The organism is Bordetella parapertussis, assembly GCF_020735925.1.
In the GTDB taxonomy this organism is placed as follows: domain Bacteria; phylum Pseudomonadota; class Gammaproteobacteria; order Burkholderiales; family Burkholderiaceae_B; genus Bordetella; species Bordetella pertussis.
This window is the reverse complement of record NZ_CP085971.1, coordinates 3,692,533-3,711,957: the sequence shown is the minus strand read 5'-3', so window position 1 is coordinate 3,711,957 and position 19,425 is coordinate 3,692,533. Positions and strand designations below refer to the sequence as shown.

Here is a 19,425-nt window from a genome sequence, read left to right as displayed (position 1 = left end):
TCATGAAAATCGCCAACACTTTCATCAAACGCGGCGCCGCCGGCGGCCTGGACCTGAGCCAGGCGCCCGGCGTGACGCTGACCCTGGCCGAACGCCGCCGCAGCCGCCAGCGCCTGGACCTGGACGAGGGCCGCGGCGAGCTCGGCATGGCGATCGAACGCGGCCAGACCTTGCGCGACGGCGATGTCCTGGTTGCCGAGGACGGGACATACGTGGTGGTGCGGGCCGCGCTGGAAGACGTGGCCCGCGTGACGGCCGCCACGCCCTGGCAGCTGGCGCGGGCGGCCTATCACCTGGGCAACCGCCACGTGCTGCTGGAGATCGCCGAGCAGCATCTGCAGTTCGAGTACGACGCCGTGCTGATCGACATGCTGGCCCAGCTGGGCGGCGTGACCGCGATGCGCCTGCGCGCGGTGTTCGAGCCGGACGTGGGCGCCTACGGCGGCGGCCATCGCCATGGCCACGACGAGAGTTTCGGCGACGACTACGCGCTGGCGCAGGCGGCTTACCACGCACACGAGGCACACCCCCATGCGCACTCCCATGCCGGCGGACACGGCCACGTTCATTCCGGTCATGGCCACGGCGGCAAGCACGGCGAGCATGACGCCGAGTCTTGACGCCGGACAGCTGGCCGCGCTGTTGCATCTGTCTTCGCCGGCGCTGCCGATCGGCGGCTTCAGCTATTCGCAGGGCCTGGAGGCGGCCATCGAGCTGGGATTGGTGCACGACGAGGCCAGCACCCTGGCGTGGATAGAAAGCCAGCTCGTCACGGTGATGGCGCGCGCCGAGGCGCCGCTGTGGTGCCTGCTGTTCGAGGCCTGGCGCGCCGGCGACGACGCGGCGGCGCATGGCTGGAACCAGTGGTTCCACGCTTCGCGCGAGACCCGCGAGCTGCGCCAGGAAACCGAGCAGATGGGGCGCTCGCTGGCCAGACTGGCCCAGGAGCTCGGCTGGGGCACGGCGGCGACGAGGGCGGCCGTGGCGGCGCTGCGGCCGGCCACGCTGCCCGCCGTGCATGCCTGCGCCTGCGCGATGTGGGCGCTGCCGCGCGAGGCCGGGCTGGGCGCCTATGTCTTTTCGTGGCTGGAGAACCAGGTGGCCGCGGCCATCAAGGGCGTGCCGCTCGGACAGATGGCGGGCCAGCGCATGCTCGAGCGGCTGCGCGCGGGGCTGCCGGCCGTGCTGGCCGACGCCCGGGCGCGCGCCGGCGCGACCCCGCCCCGGCTCGACACGTTCGCGCCGCAGTACGCCCTGGTTTCAGCGCGCCATGAAACCCAGTTCTCCCGTCTTTTCCGTTCCTGACCTTGCCTGATTGGTGTAGACGCCATGCACGATATCTCTTCATTGACCACCCGTACCAAGACCCTGCCCCCCTTGCGCGTCGGCGTGGGCGGCCCGGTGGGGTCCGGCAAAACCACCTTGCTCGAAATGGTGTGCAAGGCGATGTACCCGCAGTTCGACCTGATCGCGATCACCAACGACATCTACACCAAGGAAGACCAGCGCCTGCTGACGCTGTCGGGGGCCTTGCCGCCCGAGCGCATCCTGGGGGTGGAGACCGGCGGCTGTCCGCACACGGCGATCCGCGAGGACGCATCCATCAACCTGATCGCCATCGACCAGATGCTGGAGCAGTTTCCCGATGCCGATATCGTGTTCGTCGAGTCCGGCGGCGACAACCTGGCCGCGACCTTCAGCCCCGAACTCTCGGACCTGACGCTTTACATCATCGACGTCGCCAGCGGAGAGAAGATTCCGCGCAAGGGCGGGCCTGGCATCACCAAGTCCGACCTGTTCATCATCAACAAGACGGACCTGGCGCCGTACGTGGGCGCGGACCTCGCGGTGATGGAGGCCGATACCCGCCGCATGCGCGGCGACAAGCCCTTTGTGATGTGCAACCTGAAGACCGGCGATGGATTGGACCAGGTGATTGCCTTCCTGAAGACGGAAGGCTTGTTCCGCGGCTGAGCCTGCCGCGTCCCGTGCCGGCCGGACCGCTGTGCGCGTTCCGGCCGCGCCAGCCCTTGCTTGCCGAAGATTCCCGCGCACGCGCTTGCTCGGTGCGGGCCGGCGCGCCTGCCGTTATATATAGAGGACCATAGTTTTCGTCGGACGTAGCCGAAAAACGGCGGAAATTCATCCGGAAACTGGCTAAAAAGAAATATATGGTTTCAAAATCGACGTAAAATCCCGCGTTGACTCTAGTTCTATATAGGACTATAGTTATCTCCATGGCAGCTCGCTAACAAGGGTTTTGGGTCATGGAAAATCTGGGATATCCCGCTCGGCTGGAGCTCTATGTCGCCGGCCAGTGGCGCGGCGTCGAAGGCCGCCGGACGCAGGTCGTCGTCAACCCGTCGACGCAGCAGCCGCTAGGCGAGCTGCCGCTGGCCTCGGCGGAAGACATCGACGACGCGCTGGCCGCCGCCGACCAGGCCTTTGGCGACTGGGCGCGGACCACTGCCTGGGAACGGGCCGACATCCTGCAGCGCGCGGCCGCGCTCATCGAAGCGCGGCGCGACCGCCTGGCGGTCGTGCTGACCCTGGAGAACGGCAAGCCGCTGGCCGACTCGCACGGCGAACTGGACCGCGTGGTCGAGACCATCCTGTGGTGCGCGGAGGAAGGCAAGCGGACCTACGGCCGCGTGCTGCCGGCGCGGGCGCAACGGTTGTCGCAGTCGTCTCTCAAGCGGCCGGTCGGCCCGGTGGCCGCGTTCGTGCCGTGGAATTTTCCCGCCGCGCTGGCGGCCCGCAAGCTGGCCGCCGCCATGGCGGCCGGCTGTACGGTCGTGCTCAAGCCGGCCGAGGAGACGCCGGCCATCTGCATCGAACTGGTGCGCGCCTTCGTCGACGCCGGCACGCCGGCCGGTGTGGTCAACCTGCTGTACGGCGTGCCCGCGCAGGTGTCCGAACGCCTCATCGCCTCGCCCATCATCCGCAAGGTCTCGTTCACGGGCTCCGTCGCCGTGGGCCGCCTGCTGGCGTCGATGGCCGCCGGGCATCTCAAGCCGGCCACCATGGAGCTGGGCGGGCACGCGCCGGTGGTGGTGTTCGACGACGTCGACGCCGACCGCGTGGCGAAGATGTGCGTGGGCTTCAAGTACCGCAACGCCGGGCAGGTGTGCCTGTCGCCCAGCCGCTTCTACGTGCACGAACGCATCGCCGATCGGTTTGCCGAATCCTTCGTCCGCCACGCGGGCCTGCTGCGCGTGGGCGACGGCATGGAAGAGGGCGTGCAGATGGGGCCGCTGAACAACGTCCTCCGGCTGCAGGCCGCCGAGCGGCTGGTCGAGCAGGCGGTGGGCGCGGGCGCCAGCCTGGCGCTGGGCGGGCGCCGTATCGGCCAGCGCGGCTATTTCTACCCGCCCACGGTGCTGGAGGGCGTGCCGGACGCTGCCGACATCCTGGCCGAAGAGCCGTTCTGCCCGGTGGCGCCCATCATGCGCTTCGGGTCGATGGACGAGGTCATCGGCCGCGCCAATCATCCCAGCCTGGGCCTGGCGGCCTATGCCTTCACCAACCGCATGGCGACCTCGGCCGAGTTCGCCGAGCGCATCGAGGCGGGCTGGATCGGCATCAACAATTTCGTGCCCGCGCTGGCCGACGCGCCCATCGGCGGCATGAAGGACAGCGGCCTGGGCTACGAAGGCGGGCCCGAAGGGCTGGACGCCTACCTGCATGCGCGCTTCGTCAGCCAGCTGAACGTCGAAGTCTAGCGGCGCGCGCGCCATTCGAAGTTGTCGTGACGCAAATCGGAACCTACACCGGAGGAGATCAACATGAGCACCACCAATGCCGCGTCCACGGAGCAGCCCTTGAAATTCGCCGGCTATCGCAAGCGCGACATGCCGGCCCACGACGCCGAACTGACCAGCACCATGCCGGGCACCCCGATGGGCGAATACATGCGCCAGTACTGGCAGCCGGTCTGTCTGTCCGAGGAGCTGCGGGACGTGCCCAAGGCGATCCGCATCCTGGGCGAGAACCTGGTGGCGTTTCGCGACAAGAGCGGCAACATCGGCGTGATGCACCGCCATTGCGCGCACCGCGGCGCCTCGCTCGAGTTCGGCGTGATCCAGCAGCATGGCATCCGCTGCTGTTACCACGGCTGGCACTACGGGGTGGACGGCACGCTGCTGGAGGCGCCGTGCGAGCACGACGACACGCGGCTGCGCCAGACGGTCTGCCAGGGCGCCTACCCGGCCTTCGAGCGCGATGGCCTGGTGTTCGCCTACATGGGGCCGCCGGAGAACCAGCCGCCGTTCCCCGAGTACGACACCTATACCCTGCCCAAGGGCACGAAGCTGGTGCCGTTCTCCAACGTGTACCCGTGCAACTGGCTGCAGGTCCATGAAAACATCATGGACCACATGCACACCGCGGTGCTGCACAACCACATGGTGGTCGAGGGCGTGGATGCCGAGGTCTCGGCCGGCGTGACGCTGGAGGGCTTTGGCGATATGCCGGTGATGCAGTGGCATCCCACGCGCAGCGGCAACGGCATCGTGTTCGTGGCCGGCCGCCGCCTGCCGCAGGACCGGGTGTGGGTGCGCATTACCGAGATGAACCTGCCCAACTACCTGCAGATCGGCTCGCTGGTGCCCACCGCCGCCCGCGAGCGCCATTCGACCTCGGGCTGCACGCGCTGGCACGTTCCGGTGGACGACACCAACATGATCATCTTCGGCTGGCGCCATTTCAACGCGGAAGTGGACCCCGACGGCATGGGCTGCGAAGCCGATTGCGGCGTCGACAAGATCGACTTCCTGGTCGGCCAGACGGGCAACCGCAGCTACGACGAGGCGCAGCGCGCGCCGGGCGACTGGGAAGCCCTGACCAGCCAGCGTCCCATCGCCGTGCACGCGCTGGAGAACCCCGGCGCCTCGGACGTGGGCGTGTACATGTTCCGCAAGCTGCTGCGCGACGCCCTGCACGGCAAGACCAAGCCCGACCCCGCCTATGCGCAGCTGCTGGCCAGCGGCCAATCGCTGCCGCTCTATGCGCAGGACTCGGTGCTGTATGCGAAGCAGCGCGAGGACACCGCCGAGGACCGCAAGCTGATCAACGAGCTGGGCAGGAAGGTGCTGGACATCATGCGCGCGGCCGACGGCCTGGCGGCCGCCGAGCGCGACGCGTTCGTGCGCGCCGAGCTCGACAGGATCGACGACGGCGTGGGCAAGCAGATCGTCGCCCAGGCGCTGGCGATGGAAGCCTGAGGCGGGAGCGCGGCCATGCTGAATCTATGCGTCCGATCGATTACCTATGAGGCCGAGGGCATCCGTTCGTTCGAGCTGGTGCATCCTCTCGGCAAGGATCTGCCTCCCTTCGAAGCCGGCGCGCATATCGATGTCAGCATTCCCGGCGGCTTCACGCGGCAGTACTCCCTGTGCGATCCCTCCTGGCAGCGCAAGCACTACCGCATCGCGGTGCTGGAGGATCGCGGCGGGCGCGGCGGCTCGGTGGCGCTGCACACGGCGCTGCGCGCCGGCGAGATGATCGAAGTCTCCGAGCCGCGCAATCTGTTTCCCCTGGACAGCGGCGCCGGCCACAAGGTGCTGCTGGCCGGCGGCATCGGCATCACGCCGGTGCTGGCCATGGCCGAGGCCTTGCAGCGCAGCGGCCACAGTTTCGAGCTGCATTACTGCACGCGTTCGCCCGAGCGCACGGCGTTTCGCGAACGGCTGCAGACGCTGGCGGCGCAGGACAAGGCGTTCTTTCACCACGACATGGGCGACCCCGCGCGCGGCCTGGACATCGCCGCCTTGCTGGCGCGGCCCGAACCGGGCAGCCAGCTGTACTTCTGCGGCCCGCCGGGTTTCATGAAGGCGGTGCAGGCGGCCTCGGCGCACTGGCCGCAGGGCTCGGTGCACTACGAGTATTTCGGCGTCAACCCGGCGCTGACGGAAAAGCTGGCCGGCACTGGCCAGGTGGCCGGCGAGGTGCGTCTGGCCAAATCCGACAGGATCCTGGCGGTGCGGCCCGGCCAGACCCTGCTGCAGGCCATCCGCGAGGCGGGCGTGGCTTGCGAGTCGTCGTGCGAGTCGGGCGTGTGCGGCACGTGCAAGGTGCGTTACTTCAGTGGCCAGCCGGAGCACAACGACTATGTGCTGTCGGACGAAGAGCGCACGGAATTCGTGCTGGTCTGTTGCGCGGGGGCGGGTCCGCAGGCCCTGCTGCTCGATCTGTAAAACACATTCGGATATGGACATGCGTACTTTCGACTACATCGTGGTGGGGGCGGGTTCCGCCGGTTGCGCGCTGGCGGCGCGGCTGGTGGAAAGAAAGGCCGGTTCGGTGCTGCTGCTGGAGGCCGGTCCGCCCGACCGCAACATGTGGATCCATATCCCGATCGGCTATGGCAAGACCATGTTCGACCCGCGCAACAACTGGCAGTTCTATTCCGAGCCGGAGCCGGAGCTCAACGGGCGCAAGATCTACCAGCCGCGCGGCAAGACGCTGGGCGGGTCGAGCTCGATCAACGGCCTGGTCTATATCCGCGGGCAGGCCGAGGACTTCGACGACTGGGCGCGGCTGGGCAATCCCGGCTGGGCCTGGCAGGACGTGCTGCCCCTGTTCAAGCGCGCCGAGCGCAACGAGCGCGGCGACAGCGAGTTCCACGGCGGCGCCGGCCGCCTGGGCGTATCGGACATACGCGGCAGGCACGAGCTGGTCGAGGCGTTCATCCAGGCGGGGCAGGAAAACGGCATCGCCCGCACCAACGATTTCAACGGGGCGAGCCAGGAGGGCGTGGGGTACTTCCAGCTGACCACGCGCGGCGGCTTGCGCTGTTCGGCGGCCAAGGGGTACCTGGGGCCGCTCAAGGGCGATGCGAATCTCGCCATCGAGACCGATGCGCAGGCCACCGGTGTGATTTTCGAGGGCCGCCGCGCCGTCGGCGTGCGCTATCGCCAGCGCGGCGCCGCCTTCGAGGCGCGCGCCGCCAAGGAGGTCATCCTCGCGGCGGGCGCGTTCCAGTCGCCGCAGCTGCTGATGCTGGCCGGCATCGGCGACGGCGCGCAATTGCAGGCGCACGGCATCCCGGTGCTGCACCACCTGCCCGAGGTGGGCATGAACCTGCAGGATCACCTGCAGGTCCGCCTGATCTACAAATGCACGCGGCCCATCACGACCAACGACCAGCTGCGCACGCTGTGGGGCCGCGCGGCCATCGGCATGCGCTGGATCTTCCGCCGCGCCGGGCCGGTGGCGGCCGGGATCCAGCTGGGCGCCATGTTCGCGCGCGCCTGTCCCGGCGCCACCCGGCCGGACGTGCAATTCCACTTCGGCACGATCAGCGCCGACATGGCGGCCGGCAAGCCGCACGATTTCTCCGGCTTCACGATCTCGATGTGCCAGCTGCGCCCCAGGAGCCGCGGGCAGGTCAGCCTGAAGTCGGCCAATCCGCTGGAGGCGCCGCGCATCCAGCCCAATTATTTCTCCGCGCAGGAAGACCGCGACACCATGGTGGCCGGCCTGCGGCTGACGCGCCGCCTGACGCGCTCCCGGCCGCTGGCCGCCTATATCGCCGAGGAGTACCACCCCGGCCCGCGGATGGAGACGGAAGAGGACATGGTGCGCTTCGTGCGCGAAAGCGGCACCACGATCTTCCACCCGGTCGGCACCTGCCGCATGGGCGGCGACGAGGCCTCGGTGGTCGACCCCAGCCTGCGCGTGCGCGGCGTGCAGGGGCTGCGCGTGGCCGACGCGTCGATCATGCCGCTGCTGCTGTCGGGCAATACCAACGCCGGGGCCATCATGATCGGCGAGAAGGCGGCGGACCTGATTACGCAGGCAAGGCCCTAGGCGCCTGTCCCCAAGGGGCAGGCGCCACCAACGGCGTGCCGGACCGGCAGGCCACAGACACCAGGCGCCTGCCCCGTCGGGACAGGCGCCGCCACCGGCGGCCGCAAGCGCACGCCGTATCGATGCAGAGAGGAAGAGCATGAAAGTCACTCCACAGAACATGGTCGTCATCATGTCGGACGAGCACCAGTCCCGGGCCCTGGGCTGCTACGGGCACGAGTTCGTCCACACGCCCAACCTCGACGCGCTGGCCGCGCGCGGCACGCGGTTCGCCTCGGCCTATTGCACCAGTCCGGTGTGCATTCCGGCGCGGGCCTCGTTCGCGACCGGCAAGTACATCAACCAGATCGGCTTCTGGGACAACGCCGACGCCTACGACGGCTCGGTACCGAGCTGGCACCACATGCTGCGCGACCGCGACCACCAGGTGGTGTCGATCGGCAAGCTGCATTTCCGCGACTACGGGGGCGACCACGGCTTCAGCGAAGAGATCATCCCCATGCACATCGTGGGCGGCAAGGGCGACCTGATGGGGCTGGTGCGCAGCGACCTGCCGGTGCGCAAGGGCGCCTACAAGATGGCCCAGATGGCCGGCCCGGGCGAGAGCCAGTACACCTTCTACGACCGCGAGATCGTCTCGCGCGCGCAGATCTGGCTGCGCGAACAGGCGCCGCGCCATGCCGACAAGCCGTGGGTGCTGTTCGTCTCGTTCGTCAGCCCGCACTTCCCGCTGACCGCGCCGCCCGAGCACTACTACCGCTACTACAACCGCGATCTGCCCCTGCCCAAGCTGTACGACAGGAGCCAGCGTCCGGATCACCCCTACCAGCAGGACTACCGCGGCAGCTTCAACTATGACGATTACTTCGATCCCGGCCTGGTGAAAAAGGCGCAGGCGGGCTACTACGGCCTGTGCTCGTTCCTCGACGAGAACATCGGCAAGCTGCTCGGCACGCTGGACGACCTGGACATCCTGGACAGCACGCGCGTGGTCTATACCTCCGACCACGGCGACAACCTGGGCGCGCGCGGCATGTGGGGCAAGTCGAACATGTTCGAGGAGGCGGCCGCGGTGCCGCTGATCATCGCCGGCAGGGACATCCCGTCCGGCGTCACCGTCAACACGCCGGTCAGCCATGTCGATGTCGCGCCGTTCATCTACGACGCCGTGGGCGAGACCAGCCCGGGGCTGAAGGAAGGCCTGCCCGGCGTGTCGCTGTTCCAGCTGGCCCGCGGCGAGACGCCGCAGCGCAACGTCATGGCCGAGTACCACGGCATGGGCTCGGCGACCGGCGCCTTCATGATCCGCGAAGGCCGGTACAAGTACATCTTCTACGTGCACTATCCGCACCAGCTGTTCGACCTGGAGGCCGACCCCGAGGAGCTGGAAGACCTGGCCGGCCGTCCCGACTACGCGGACGTGGTGGCGCTGTGCAAGCAGAAGCTGTGGCAGCTGTGCGATCCTGTCGAGGTCGACCGGCGCGCCCGCGCGCGCCAGGCCGAGCTGCTCGAGCACAACGGCGGGCGCGAGGCCGTGATCGCGCGCGGCGACCTGGGTTTCAGCCCCGCGCCCGGGGCCGTGCACAAGTTCGATTGACGGCATCCACGGCGCGGCCGCGTTCCCGCGTGGCCGCGCCGATCCGACACGCCATGCAGACGCAAACAGGCTTGCCGGCGGCGTTGCCGCCGGCCGGCGCCACGTTCCTGGCCGGCTTTCCGGTTTCCATGTTCGCCTCGGTGCTCGGCCTGTCGGGCCTGGGCATGGCGTGGCGCAAGGCCCATCAGGTCTGGGGCCTGCCCTTGCAGGTCGCGCTGGCCATCCAGGTGGCGGTGGCGGCGGTGTATGGCGTGCTGCTGGCGCTGTTCCTGCTGCGGCTGCTGCGTCATCCGGACGAGATCGCGCGCGAATGGAACCACCCCGTGCAGCTGGCGTTTTTCTCGGCGATTTCGCTGGGCGTGGTGCTGATCGGCACGGCCTGGGCGGACGACGCGCCGCGCGCCGCCGCGGCGCTGTGGTGGCTGGGCGCGACCGTGCACCTGGGGTTCACGCTGGTCATCGTGCGCAGCTGGATCTTCCATACCCACTACCAGCTCGACCACGTCAATCCATCGTGGTTCGTGCCGGTCGTCGGCAACATCGTCATTCCGATCGCGGGCGTGCGTTTCGCGCCAGCCGAATGCGCCTGGTTCTTCTTCAGCCTGGGCATCGTGTTCTGGATCGTGCTCAAGGCCATCATCCTGTACCGCCTGATGTTCGGCGCGCCGCTGGCCCGTGCGCTCACGCCCACGCTGTTCATCATGATCGCGCCGCCGGCGGTGGCCTTCCTGGCGTACATGGCGTTGACCGGCTCGCTGGACGGTTTCGCCCGGGTGCTGTACTACATCTCGCTGTTCTGGACGCTGCTGCTGTCTACCGCGGCGCCGCGCTTCGCGCGCCTGCCTTTCAGCCTGGCGGCCTGGTCGTATTCCTTTCCGCTGGCCGCGATTACGCTGGCCACGTTCTCGTTCGCCGAGCACAGCGGGCACGCCCTCGCGTTCCACACCCTGGCCGGTTTCCTGGTGGCGGTGCTCAGTACGGTCCTGGTCCTGCTGACGGGCGCGACGGTGCGCGGGCTGCTCAATGGCGCGCTGGCCGATGCACGCGGGGGCGCATAAGATAATATGAGGGCTAGCCGTCCGACGCCCTTTCGTCGGGGATATCCAGATATGTGCTTATGAATACGAGTCTTCGACGTTCTACGCCGGCCGGCGGGCAGATCGTGGTGAATGCCGAGCGGCCCGCGGTGTTCGACCAGTTGCACCGCCCCAACTACAGCGGCATACCCAAGTACCGGCTGGTCCTGAATGCGATTGCCGAAGGCATCGAATCCGGGCACTGGAAGCCGGGCGAGCGCCTGCCCACCGAGGACGACCTGGTCCAGATGACCTCCTACAGCCTGGGGACGGTGCAGCGTGCCCTGCGCATCCTGGTCGACCAGGGGCTGGTGGTGCGCGAGCATGGCCTGGGCACCTTCGTCGCGCAGCAGCAGCTGCGCATCCAGGATCCCTGGCATTGCCGCTTCCTGGCCGATGACGGCGTCGGTTTCCTGCCGGTCTACTCCACCATCATCAGCCGCGACTACGCCAGCGGCGAGGGCGAATGGCAGCGTTATTTCGATACCGCGGCCGGCGCGCAGGTGATCCTGATCGAGCGCACCATCAACGTCGGCAACGAGTTCGAGGTGTTCACGCGCTTCTATGTCGACCGCAACGTTTTCCCGTCGCTGTGGGATACGCCGATGGAGAAGCTCAACGGCCTGAACTTCAAGAAGCAGATCACGCAGGAACTGAACGTCCCGGTCACCAAGATCGACCACTTCGTCGCGATGGAGCCGTTCGACCCCACCGTGGCGGGCTACACCAAGACGCCGCCCTACGCGGCGGGCATCGCCCTGCAGGTGGTGGCCTGCATGGGGCAGGAACGCTGCATCTACTACCAGAAGTTCTTCATCCCGCCGACCAAGCGGGTGCTCAGCATCCCCGACCAGCTGACCGACTGAGCGCCGGCGCGCTCAGTCCATCTGTATCCCGCTCTTGCGCTGCACGGTCTCGTAGCGCGCCTTCTCGCCGGCAAGGAACCGGACGAACTCGGGCGTGGTGTTGCCGATCGGCTCCACGCCCTGCTCGGCCAGCTGGGCCTTGATGGCATCGCGGTGCACCGACGCGTGGATCAGCGCCGCGAGCCTGTCCCCGACGGCCGCGGGCGTATTGCCGGGCACATAGACGCCGAACCAGTTGGTGTAGCGGTAGTCCGCCACGCCCAGCTCCTCGGCCACGGTGGGTACGTCCGGCAAGGCGGCGATGCGCTGGCTGCCGGTGACCGCGAGAATCCTCAGCTTGCCGCTCTTGTGGTGCGCCACCAGCGGCGGGACGCCGACGATGGCCACCGGGATCTGGTTGCCCAGCAGGTCGGCGATGGCGGGCGCCGCGCCCCGGTACGGGACGTGCAGCATCTTGATGCCGGCCGCGAGGTTCAGGGCCTCGCCGGCGAACTGCATGGTGCTGCCGGTGCCCGGCGTGCCGTAGGAGATGGCGGACGGGTCTTTCCTGGCCAGCGCGACCAGTTCGGCCAGCGTGCGGGCCGGCACCGCCGGGTTGACCACGACGGCCAGCGGCGTTTCGCCGGCCAATGTGACCGGCTGCAGGTCTTTGCCGGCGTCGTACGAGGTTTTCTGGCCGGCGATGCGGCTGACCAGGACTTCGGCGGGCGAGGCGAACAGCACGGTGTTGCCGTCGGCGGTGCTTTGCACCACGGCCTGCGCGCCTATGGTGCCGGCCGCGCCGGTGCGGTTTTCCACGATGAAGTTCTGTCCGGTCTGCTTGCTCAGGTCCGACGCGATCAGCCGGGCGGCGAAGTCGACGCCGCCGCCGGCGGGGTAGGGCACGATCAGCCGGACCGGACGGTCGGGCCAGGTTTCGGCGGCGTGCAGCGGCGCGGCGGCGGCGATGCCGGCCAGGCCGAGGACGGCGAGGGCACGCCGCAGGTGCAGGGAAATGGATCGCATGGTGATATATACCTATATAGGATGAATGGGGTGCCTGTCCCCCTGGGGACAGATACCGTCTTGGCCGTCAACCGTTCATGGCGTAGAGCGGTGTGCCTGTCCCAGTGGGGACAGGCACACCTCGCCGCGGATGCCAGCCCCGGTCGGGACAGGCACCCGGTTCCTGCGGGGACAGGCGCCGCGAGGAGCCGAGCCGGTTCTGCATACATCCCATCTTAGGCCGGCGCGCCCGCCCGTATCCAAGCGTTTTGCAAGCGGCTGTTGCAGCTTGTGCCGCCTATAATCGGGGCGCGACGCTTCCGGTCGCCCGCCGCCTGCGCCGTGGCGGCGCCACGCCTCCCGTATCCCATTCCCATCGCCTTGACCGACGCACTCGACAGATCCGTTTCCGCCGAATTGGTAGCCGTCCTGGTGGCGGTGACGCAAGGAGAGCCGCGCGTGCTCACCACCGAGGATGCCCGCGCGCTGCCGGCCGGCCCGTTCGAACTGGCGCACCGTTCGCTGCAGGCCGGCCTGCGCGCCTGGGTGGAGACCCAGACGCATCACCCGCTGGGCTATGTCGAACAGCTTTACACCTTTGCCGACAGCGACCGTTCCAACGAGGCCGGAGCGCGCGTTATTTCGGTCAGCTACCTGGGCCTGACGCGCGAGGCCGGCGCCACCGGCGTGGCGCAGGTGGGCTGGCAGCACTGGTATCGCTACTTTCCATGGGAAGACTGGCGCGCCGGCCGGCCGGCCATCATCGCCGACGAGATCGCGCCCCGCCTGCTGGCCTGGGCCGGGGCGGGCGCCGACGCCGCGGCCCGGGCGCAGCGCCGCCAGCGCGTCGCCCTGACCTTCGGGCTGGATGGCGCGGGCTGGAACGAGGACATGGTCCTGCAGCGCTACGAGCTGCTGTTCGAGGCCGGGCTGGTGCCCGAGTCGCGCCACCCGGACGCCTCGGGCCTGCCGGTGGCGGGGCAGTCGATGCGGCACGACCATCGCCGCATCCTGGCCACCGGCATTGCGCGCCTGCGCGCCAAGATCAAGTACCGGCCGGTGGTGTTCGAACTGATGCCGCCCGAATTCACGCTGCTGCAGCTGCAGATGGCCGTCGAGGCCCTGGCCGGCCGCGGCCTGCACAAGCAGAACTTCCGCCGCCTCATCGAACAGCAGGAACTGGTCGAGGAAACCGGCGGCATGGCCAGCGGCGCGGCGGGGCGCCCGGCCAAGCTGTTCCGGTTCCGCCGCGACGTGCTGCTCGAGCGCGCCATCGCCGGCAGCAAACTGCCGCTGGCGCGGCAATTCTAGGCGGCGGGGGGGCGAAAAATGCTTGACAGCGCTTTATGCTCAGGAATAGCATAATTAAACACAGCCCCTGTGGTCATTTTTTTGACCCTTAAATACTCATTATGAGCATAAATATCGGGCAGGCGGCCCCTCTCGCCATCGACGCCGCGCCGACGCTCCGTACGGCGCCCGCTCCCTTGCCGCAGGTCATGCTCGAGCCGCTGGTGCGCGCGGCGCTGCTGGAGGACCTGGGCCGTGCCGGCGACATCACGACCGACGCCATCGTGCCGGCGCAGGCGCGCGCGCAGACCCGCCTGGTGGCGCGCCAGGCCGGGGTGCTGGCGGGGCTGGACCTGGCGCGCGTGGCGTTTCGCCTGGTCGACCCGGAAATCGAATTCCATGCCTTGCTGCCCGACGGCGCGCAGTTGCAGCCCGGCGCCGAGATCGCGCTGATCCGCGGCCCGGCGCGCGGCATGCTGACGGCCGAGCGCACGGCCCTGAATTTTCTCTGCCACCTCAGCGGCGTGGCCTCGGCCACCGCGTCCATCGTGGCGGCCATCGGCGCCGGCCATACCAAGGTGACCTGCACCCGCAAGACCATGCCGGGCCTGCGCGCGGTGCAGAAATACGCCGTGCGCGTGGGCGGCGGCAGCAACCACCGCTACGGGCTGGACGATGCCGTGCTGATCAAGGACAACCACGTGGCGATCGCCGGCGGCATCGACGCCGCCGTGCAGCGCGCGCGGGCGGCCATCGGCCACATGGTCAAGATCGAGGTCGAGGTCGACACGCTGGAGCAATTGCGCGTCGCGCTGCGCCTGGGCGTGGACGTGGTCCTGCTGGACAACATGGACCTGGACACCTTGCGCGAAGCGGTGGCGCTGGTCGACGGGCGCGCGGTCACCGAGGCATCGGGCCGCATCACGCCCGAGACCGCGCCGGCGGTGGCCGCCACCGGGGTGGACCTGATGGCGATCGGCTGGCTGACCCATAGCGCCCGGGTACTGGATATCGGCCTGGACAGCTAGCCAGTTCCCGGGGCCGCGGCCCTTTCCTGTTCCGTTTTCTCAACCACGGCGCCCCGCCATGCGGGGCGTTGCGACCCGTTGCACCCATGACGACCATGAAATCACGAGTCTCGATCCTGTTGGCCGGCTGCCTGCTCGGCGCCGGCGTGGCCGCGGCGCAAGCGCCGGCCACCTATCCCGACCACGCCATCACCATTGTCGTGACCTTCCCGCCCGGCGGTGGCACCGACCTGCTGGCCCGCAAGCTGGGCGCCGCCATGCAGCAGCGGCTGGGCCAGCCGGTGGTGGTGGAAAACCGTCCGGGCGCCAGCGGCAATATCGGCGCGCGCGCCGTGGCCGAGGCGCGGCCCGACGGCTATACGCTGCTGATGGTCAACAGCTCGTTCGCCGTCAACCCCGGGGTGTTCCGCAACCTGGATTTCTCGCCCACGCGCGATTTCACGGCGGTGATCAACGTCGCATATGTGCCCTCGGTGATCGTGACCGCCGAGCCGGCCGGCGATGCCGGCCTGCCGGAGCGGCTGCGCCAGGCGGACACGCAGAGCCGCACGCTGGCGTTCGCCTCGTGCGGCAACGGCACGCCGCAGCACCTGGCCGGCGAAATGCTGCGCCAGGCCAGCGGCGCCTGGTTGCAGCACGTGCCGTATCGAGGTTGCGGCCCGGCGCTGACGGACGTGCTGTCGCGGCAGGTGCCGCTGGGCATCGTGACCGCGTCCAGCGCGGCGCCGTTCATTCATGCGGGCAAGTTGCGCGCGCTGGCGGTGACCTCGGCGCAGCGCTCGCCGCTGCTGCCGGACGTGCCCACCGTGGCCGAGCAGGGCGCGCCGGGCTATGAGCTGGACCAGTGGCATGGCCTGCTGGCGCCGGCCGGCACGCCGCCGGCGGTGATCCAGCGCCTGTACGAGGCGCTGTCGGCCATCGTGGCCGAACCCGCCATGCGCCGGGAGCTCGAATCGCTGGGCTTCAACCCGGTCAGCGAAGGCCCGGAACGCTTCGAGGCGCTGGTGCAGGCCGACATCGCCCGCTTTGCCGCCTTGACGGCGCGCATGGGGCTGCGCGCCGACTGAAGGCTCAGGCCGCGGCCGGTACCTGCGCCTCGAGCTGCTGCTTGAGTTCGGCGGGCAGCTTGAGCTGGCGCGCCAGCTCGTCCAGGTAGGCGCGCTCCATGAAGCTCTGCTCGTCGGCCACCAGCAGGCTGGCCAGGTACATTTCGGCTCCCATTTCCGGCGTGCGTGCCTGCTGGGCGATGACGGCCGGGTCGAGCGGGCGGGCCAGTTCGGCCTCCAGCCAGGCACGGTCGCCGGCGTCGCCGGACAGCTTGGCCAGTTCGGTTTCGAGTAACTGGCGCTCGTCGGGGCCGATGTGGCCGTCGGCCTTGGCCGCGCCTATCATGGCCACCAGCACGGCGTTGCTGTGCTGCTCGGCCTGGGCGGGCGGCAGGCGGTCCAGGGTCTGCGGCGCCGGGGCAGCCGCGCCGCCGGCCTGGTTGCGCTGGTACTGGTCGTAGGCGCGATAGGCCAGTGCGCCCAGCGCCGCCATGCCGCCGTACATGGCGACCTTGCCGCCGATCTTGCGGGCCTTCTTGCTGCCCAGCAGCAGGCCCAGGGCGCCCGCGCCCAGCGCGCCGCCGCCCAGGCCGGCCAGGAACGTACCCTTGTCGCCCTGGGTGGCCTGCTGCGCTTGCGCGCCGGCGCCCTGCATCAGGCTCTGGCCGGACTGCAACAACTGATCGAGTAATTGACGGGCGCTCAATGCGGACTCCTGTGTCTTGCGTGGAATTACCGTCTGACTGGCGGTCGGCCAAATAGTTCAGCCGGTTGTCAGGCGGCGCCCATGGTACAAAACCTGGACGCGCAGCCAGCGGGGCCGCGCCTGAACGGAGACATCCCATGACGATCCAAGTGCGCGCCAACACCCCCGGCGGACTGCAGTACACCGCCATCGCCGAAGGCCACGAACTGCCGCTGGCCATGCCGCAACCGCAGGGCGAAGGGCCGGACCCGCACGACTATTTCGACACCGCGCTGGGCGGCTGCAAGGCGTTGACGCTGATGGTGTACGCCCAGCGCAAGGGGCTGCCGCTGCAAGCGGTGGACGTGGATGTGGTGCGCGACGCCAGCGAAGAGCGCAAGGGCATCTACCGCCTGACCGCCAAGCTGAAACTGCATGGCGACCTGGACGACGCGCAGATCGACGAACTGCTCAAGGTGGCCGACAAGTGCCCCCTGCACAAACTCATGACCGCCACCGACATCCAGGTGTCGACGATCGTGGTGGAGTAGGGGGGACAGATACCGTCTTGGCCGTCAAGCGTCGATGGCGTACAGCAGTGTGCCTGTCCCGGCGGGGACAGGCACCCTCCCTGCGGGGACAGGCACCCTCCCTGCGGGGACAGGCACCCTCCCTGCGGGGACAGGCACCGGAGGTCGGATTTGGCCGGTGCCAGTCCCCCTGCGGGGACAGGCACCGGAGGGATCAGTTTTCCATTCCCGGGACGACGGTCGAGAAGCCGGCGTCGACGTGGGTGATTTCGCCGGTGATGCCGGCGGCGAGGTCGGACAGCATGAAGGCGGCGACGTTGCTGACGTCTTCGATGGTGACGTTGCGGCGCAGCGGGGCGTTGGCTTCGACGAACTTCAGGATCGACGAGAAGTCCTTGATGCCGCTGGCGGCCAGCGTCTTGATGGGGCCGGCCGAGATGGCGTTGGCGCGGATGCCGCGCGGGCCGAGGGCGGTGGCCAGGTAGCGCACGCTGGCTTCCAGCGAGGCCTTGGCCAGGCCCATGGTGTTGTAGTTGGCGACCACGCGCTCGGAGCCCAGGTAGCTCAGGGTCAGGACCGAGCCCTTGCGGCCTTCCATCAGCGGCAGCGCCGCCTTGGCCATGGCCGGGAAGCTGTAGGCCGAGATATCGTGCGCGATACGGAAGTTCTCGCGCGACAGGCCGTCGAGGAAGTCGCCGGCGATCGCTTCGCGCGGCGCGAAGCCGATGGCGTGCACCAGGCCGTCCAGGCCGTCCCAGCGCTTGCCCAGTTCGGCGAAGGCGGCGTCGATCTGGCTGTCCTCGGCCACGTCGCAGGGCAGCACGATGTCGCTGCCGAACGAGGCGGCGAATTCGGTGATGCGTTCCTTGAAGCGGTCGCCCACGTAGGTGAACGCCAGGTCGGCGCCCTGGTCGCGGCAGGCGCGCGCGATGCCGTAGGCGATGGATCGGTTGGAAAGCACCCCGGTCATGAGGATGCGCTTGCCGGCGAGAAAGCCCATGTTGATGTCCTTTGATTGCCTTGCGGAAAGGCCGCTATTGTAGGAATTTTAGCGGCTTGGCGGACGCGCGCCGGCGCGGGGCCGGCGCGCCTGGTCAGCCGCGCGTGCCGGTGCCCGGGATGCGCAATTGCGAGCCCAGCTTCAGGTTGTTGCCCTTGAGGTTGTTCAGGGCGCGCAGCGCACCGACCGAGGTGCCGTATTTGCGCGCCAGGCCGAACAGGGTGTCGCCCGAGCTGACCTTGTGGGTGCGCACGTTGGGGCGCGCGCCGGCCACGCGCGCCGGCGCCTTGCCGCGCGGCGCCGCAGCGGCGCGCGGTTCGCCCACGTTGTCCAGCGCGCCCACCGGCGGCGACAGCGACGCCAGCTGGATATTGGCGGCGCCGTCTCCGCTGGGCACGCCCGGGATCAGCAGCGCCTGGCCGGCGGCCACCTTCCGTTTCGAGCTGATGTCGTTGTTGGCGCGCAGCTTGGCCTCGCTGATGCCGAAGCGCTTGGCGATGGCGGCATAGCTTTCGCCGCGGCGCGTATGGTAGACCTTCCAGGAACTCAGGTCGCCCTTGTAGTTCTGCAGGTTGGCGTTGAAGCGGTCGGCCCGGTCGGCCGGCAGCAGCAGGGTGGGGGCATGCTCGCCGCGGATCAGGGGACGCTTGAACGCGGGGTTGAGCGCCTTGAATTCGTCCAGCGGCATTTCGGCCAGCCTGGCCGCCAGCTCGATGTCGATGTCGCGGTTCTTCTGCACCGCGACGAAATACGGGGTGTTCTCGACCGGCGGCAATACCACCGCGAACTTGCGCGGGTTGGCGATGATGTTCTTGATGGCCTGCAGCTTGGGCACGTAGTTGCGGGTCTCGTCGGGCATGTTCAGCGACAGGTAGTCGGTGCCCAGGCCGGCCGCCTCGTTCTTGGCCATGGCGCGTTGCACCGAGCCCTCGCCCCAGTTGTACGAGGCCAGCGCCAGGTACCAGTCGCCCTGCATCTCGAACAGCTTTTCCAGGTAGTTGAGCGCGGCGTAGGTCGAGGCGATCGGGTCGCGGCGCTCGTCGCGCCACCAGTCCTGCTTGAGGTTGAAATGCTGGCCGGTGGTGGGAATGAACTGCCACAGGCCCGAGGCTTGCGAGCGCGACAGGGCGGTGGGGTTATAGGCGCTTTCGACGAAGGGCAGCAGCGCCAGCTCGGTGGGCAGGCCGCGGCGGTTGATTTCGTCGACGATGAAGTACAGGTACTTGCCGGCCCGCTCGGCCATGCGCTGCACCGACTCGGGGTGCGACGCGTAGTAGTCGGTCCACTCCTGGGCCAGGTCGGTGTTCAGGTTGGGGATGGCGAAGCCGCGGCGGATGCGGTCCCAGGCGTCGCTGGGGGGGCTGGTGAGATCGACGGTGCGGGAGGTGTCTTGGGCGATGTAGCGGTTGCTGGAGGGACCGGCGGCCTGGTTCTGTTTTGCGGTGCCAGCGCAGCCGGCAAGTACGGCGAGGAACAGGGGTAGCAGGAGGCGGAGAAATCTCATGGGCGGTGGA

General features: G+C 68.7%; 18 protein-coding genes. 14 read left to right on the top strand and 4 right to left on the bottom strand.

Features of this window, described 5'->3' with window-relative positions; genetic code table 11:
• Positions 1–2 precede the first annotated feature (2 nt).
• The 10 genes from ureE (at position 3) to LK409_RS17440 (ending at position 11,348) form a co-directional block, all read left to right on the top strand.
• The gene (ureE, locus tag LK409_RS17485) at positions 3–620 is read left to right on the top strand and encodes an urease accessory protein UreE (RefSeq protein WP_010929279.1); all 618 of its coding nucleotides are present in this window, start codon (positions 3–5) and stop codon (positions 618–620) included.
• Positions 604–1,305 carry an urease accessory protein UreF gene (locus tag LK409_RS17480; protein WP_033446466.1) on the top strand — a complete coding sequence of 234 codons (702 nt, stop codon included), beginning with the start codon at positions 604–606 and terminating at the stop codon, positions 1,303–1,305. The genes ureE and LK409_RS17480 overlap by 17 nt, the downstream gene beginning before the upstream one ends.
• Before the next feature lie 24 nt (positions 1,306–1,329).
• Positions 1,330–1,974 (top strand): urease accessory protein UreG, encoded by a 645-nt coding sequence (ureG, locus tag LK409_RS17475; RefSeq protein ID WP_003814817.1) that lies wholly within the window; start codon positions 1,330–1,332, stop codon positions 1,972–1,974.
• Positions 1,975–2,267: 293 nt separating this feature from the next.
• The gene (locus LK409_RS17470) at positions 2,268–3,722 is read left to right on the top strand and encodes an NAD-dependent succinate-semialdehyde dehydrogenase (protein WP_010929277.1); all 1,455 of its coding nucleotides are present in this window, start codon (positions 2,268–2,270) and stop codon (positions 3,720–3,722) included.
• 63 nt (positions 3,723–3,785) lie between these two features.
• The gene (locus tag LK409_RS17465; RefSeq protein ID WP_010927098.1) at positions 3,786–5,222 is read left to right on the top strand and encodes a Rieske 2Fe-2S domain-containing protein; all 1,437 of its coding nucleotides are present in this window, start codon (positions 3,786–3,788) and stop codon (positions 5,220–5,222) included.
• 15 nt (positions 5,223–5,237) lie between these two features.
• Positions 5,238–6,194: a PDR/VanB family oxidoreductase gene (locus tag LK409_RS17460; RefSeq protein ID WP_010929276.1), complete on the top strand. Its 957-nt coding sequence runs from the start codon at positions 5,238–5,240 to the stop codon at positions 6,192–6,194.
• A 13-nt stretch (positions 6,195–6,207) separates the two neighbouring features.
• Positions 6,208–7,809, top strand: coding sequence for a GMC family oxidoreductase (locus LK409_RS17455; RefSeq protein WP_003814809.1), 1,602 nt, complete (start codon positions 6,208–6,210; stop codon positions 7,807–7,809).
• 139 nt (positions 7,810–7,948) lie between these two features.
• Positions 7,949–9,406 (top strand): sulfatase-like hydrolase/transferase, encoded by a 1,458-nt coding sequence (locus LK409_RS17450; RefSeq protein WP_003814808.1) that lies wholly within the window; start codon positions 7,949–7,951, stop codon positions 9,404–9,406.
• A gap of 53 nt (positions 9,407–9,459) precedes the next feature.
• Positions 9,460–10,464, top strand: a complete 1,005-nt coding sequence (locus LK409_RS17445) for an SLAC1 anion channel family protein (protein WP_049788774.1) — start codon at positions 9,460–9,462, stop codon at positions 10,462–10,464.
• A gap of 53 nt (positions 10,465–10,517) precedes the next feature.
• The gene (locus LK409_RS17440; RefSeq protein WP_003814804.1) at positions 10,518–11,348 is read left to right on the top strand and encodes a GntR family transcriptional regulator; all 831 of its coding nucleotides are present in this window, start codon (positions 10,518–10,520) and stop codon (positions 11,346–11,348) included.
• Positions 11,349–11,360: 12 nt separating this feature from the next.
• Here LK409_RS17440 and LK409_RS17435 read toward each other — a convergent pair whose 3' ends face one another.
• Positions 11,361–12,353: a Bug family tripartite tricarboxylate transporter substrate binding protein gene (locus LK409_RS17435; protein ID WP_010929275.1), complete on the bottom strand. Its 993-nt coding sequence runs from the start codon at positions 12,351–12,353 to the stop codon at positions 11,361–11,363.
• Between the two features lie 321 nt (positions 12,354–12,674).
• Here LK409_RS17435 and LK409_RS17430 point away from each other — a divergent pair, with 321 nt between their 5' ends.
• From LK409_RS17430 to LK409_RS17420, 3 genes are all read left to right on the top strand, one after another.
• A complete protein-coding gene (locus LK409_RS17430; protein WP_003814748.1) occupies positions 12,675–13,643 on the top strand; it encodes an NUDIX hydrolase in 969 nt (322 codons plus the stop codon).
• A 101-nt stretch (positions 13,644–13,744) separates the two neighbouring features.
• A complete protein-coding gene (nadC, locus tag LK409_RS17425) occupies positions 13,745–14,650 on the top strand; it encodes a carboxylating nicotinate-nucleotide diphosphorylase (protein WP_010929273.1) in 906 nt (301 codons plus the stop codon).
• 95 nt (positions 14,651–14,745) lie between these two features.
• Positions 14,746–15,717: a tripartite tricarboxylate transporter substrate binding protein gene (locus LK409_RS17420; protein WP_041937457.1), complete on the top strand. Its 972-nt coding sequence runs from the start codon at positions 14,746–14,748 to the stop codon at positions 15,715–15,717.
• A gap of 4 nt (positions 15,718–15,721) precedes the next feature.
• On the opposite strand, the gene LK409_RS17415 is transcribed toward LK409_RS17420, so the two are convergent.
• Positions 15,722–16,402 (bottom strand): tellurite resistance TerB family protein, encoded by a 681-nt coding sequence (locus LK409_RS17415; protein ID WP_010929271.1) that lies wholly within the window; start codon positions 16,400–16,402, stop codon positions 15,722–15,724.
• A 137-nt stretch (positions 16,403–16,539) separates the two neighbouring features.
• On the opposite strand from LK409_RS17415, the gene LK409_RS17410 reads away from it, so the two are divergent.
• Positions 16,540–16,932: an OsmC family protein gene (locus LK409_RS17410; protein ID WP_010929270.1), complete on the top strand. Its 393-nt coding sequence runs from the start codon at positions 16,540–16,542 to the stop codon at positions 16,930–16,932.
• 193 nt (positions 16,933–17,125) lie between these two features.
• Here LK409_RS17410 and fabI read toward each other — a convergent pair whose 3' ends face one another.
• Together fabI and LK409_RS17400 are read right to left on the bottom strand one after the other, a co-directional pair.
• Entirely contained in the window at positions 17,126–17,911 is a 786-nt protein-coding gene (gene fabI, locus LK409_RS17405; protein ID WP_010929269.1) for an enoyl-ACP reductase FabI, read from the bottom strand.
• Positions 17,912–18,005: 94 nt separating this feature from the next.
• Positions 18,006–19,415, bottom strand: coding sequence for a transglycosylase SLT domain-containing protein (locus LK409_RS17400; RefSeq protein ID WP_010929268.1), 1,410 nt, complete (start codon positions 19,413–19,415; stop codon positions 18,006–18,008).
• Between the last annotated feature and the right edge of the window lie 10 nt (positions 19,416–19,425).

What these genes read in the sequence shown, in the direction of transcription:
- nadC (WP_010929273.1), top strand. Translation starts at nt 13,745, where the DNA reads ATGAGCATAAATATCGGGCAGGCGGCCCCTCTCGCCATCGACGCCGCG.
- LK409_RS17455 (WP_003814809.1), top strand. Translation starts at nt 6,208, where the DNA reads ATGGACATGCGTACTTTCGACTACATCGTGGTGGGGGCGGGTTCCGCC.
- ureE (WP_010929279.1), top strand. Translation starts at nt 3, where the DNA reads ATGAAAATCGCCAACACTTTCATCAAACGCGGCGCCGCCGGCGGCCTG.
- fabI (WP_010929269.1), bottom strand. Translation starts at nt 17,911, where the DNA reads ATGGGCTTTCTCGCCGGCAAGCGCATCCTCATGACCGGGGTGCTTTCC.
- ureG (WP_003814817.1), top strand. Translation starts at nt 1,330, where the DNA reads ATGCACGATATCTCTTCATTGACCACCCGTACCAAGACCCTGCCCCCC.
- LK409_RS17410 (WP_010929270.1), top strand. Translation starts at nt 16,540, where the DNA reads ATGACGATCCAAGTGCGCGCCAACACCCCCGGCGGACTGCAGTACACC.
- LK409_RS17445 (WP_049788774.1), top strand. Translation starts at nt 9,460, where the DNA reads ATGCAGACGCAAACAGGCTTGCCGGCGGCGTTGCCGCCGGCCGGCGCC.
- LK409_RS17420 (WP_041937457.1), top strand. Translation starts at nt 14,746, where the DNA reads ATGAAATCACGAGTCTCGATCCTGTTGGCCGGCTGCCTGCTCGGCGCC.
- LK409_RS17450 (WP_003814808.1), top strand. Translation starts at nt 7,949, where the DNA reads ATGAAAGTCACTCCACAGAACATGGTCGTCATCATGTCGGACGAGCAC.
- LK409_RS17470 (WP_010929277.1), top strand. Translation starts at nt 2,268, where the DNA reads ATGGAAAATCTGGGATATCCCGCTCGGCTGGAGCTCTATGTCGCCGGC.
- LK409_RS17400 (WP_010929268.1), bottom strand. Translation starts at nt 19,415, where the DNA reads ATGAGATTTCTCCGCCTCCTGCTACCCCTGTTCCTCGCCGTACTTGCC.
- LK409_RS17435 (WP_010929275.1), bottom strand. Translation starts at nt 12,353, where the DNA reads ATGCGATCCATTTCCCTGCACCTGCGGCGTGCCCTCGCCGTCCTCGGC.
- LK409_RS17465 (WP_010927098.1), top strand. Translation starts at nt 3,786, where the DNA reads ATGAGCACCACCAATGCCGCGTCCACGGAGCAGCCCTTGAAATTCGCC.
- LK409_RS17460 (WP_010929276.1), top strand. Translation starts at nt 5,238, where the DNA reads ATGCTGAATCTATGCGTCCGATCGATTACCTATGAGGCCGAGGGCATC.
- LK409_RS17480 (WP_033446466.1), top strand. Translation starts at nt 604, where the DNA reads ATGACGCCGAGTCTTGACGCCGGACAGCTGGCCGCGCTGTTGCATCTG.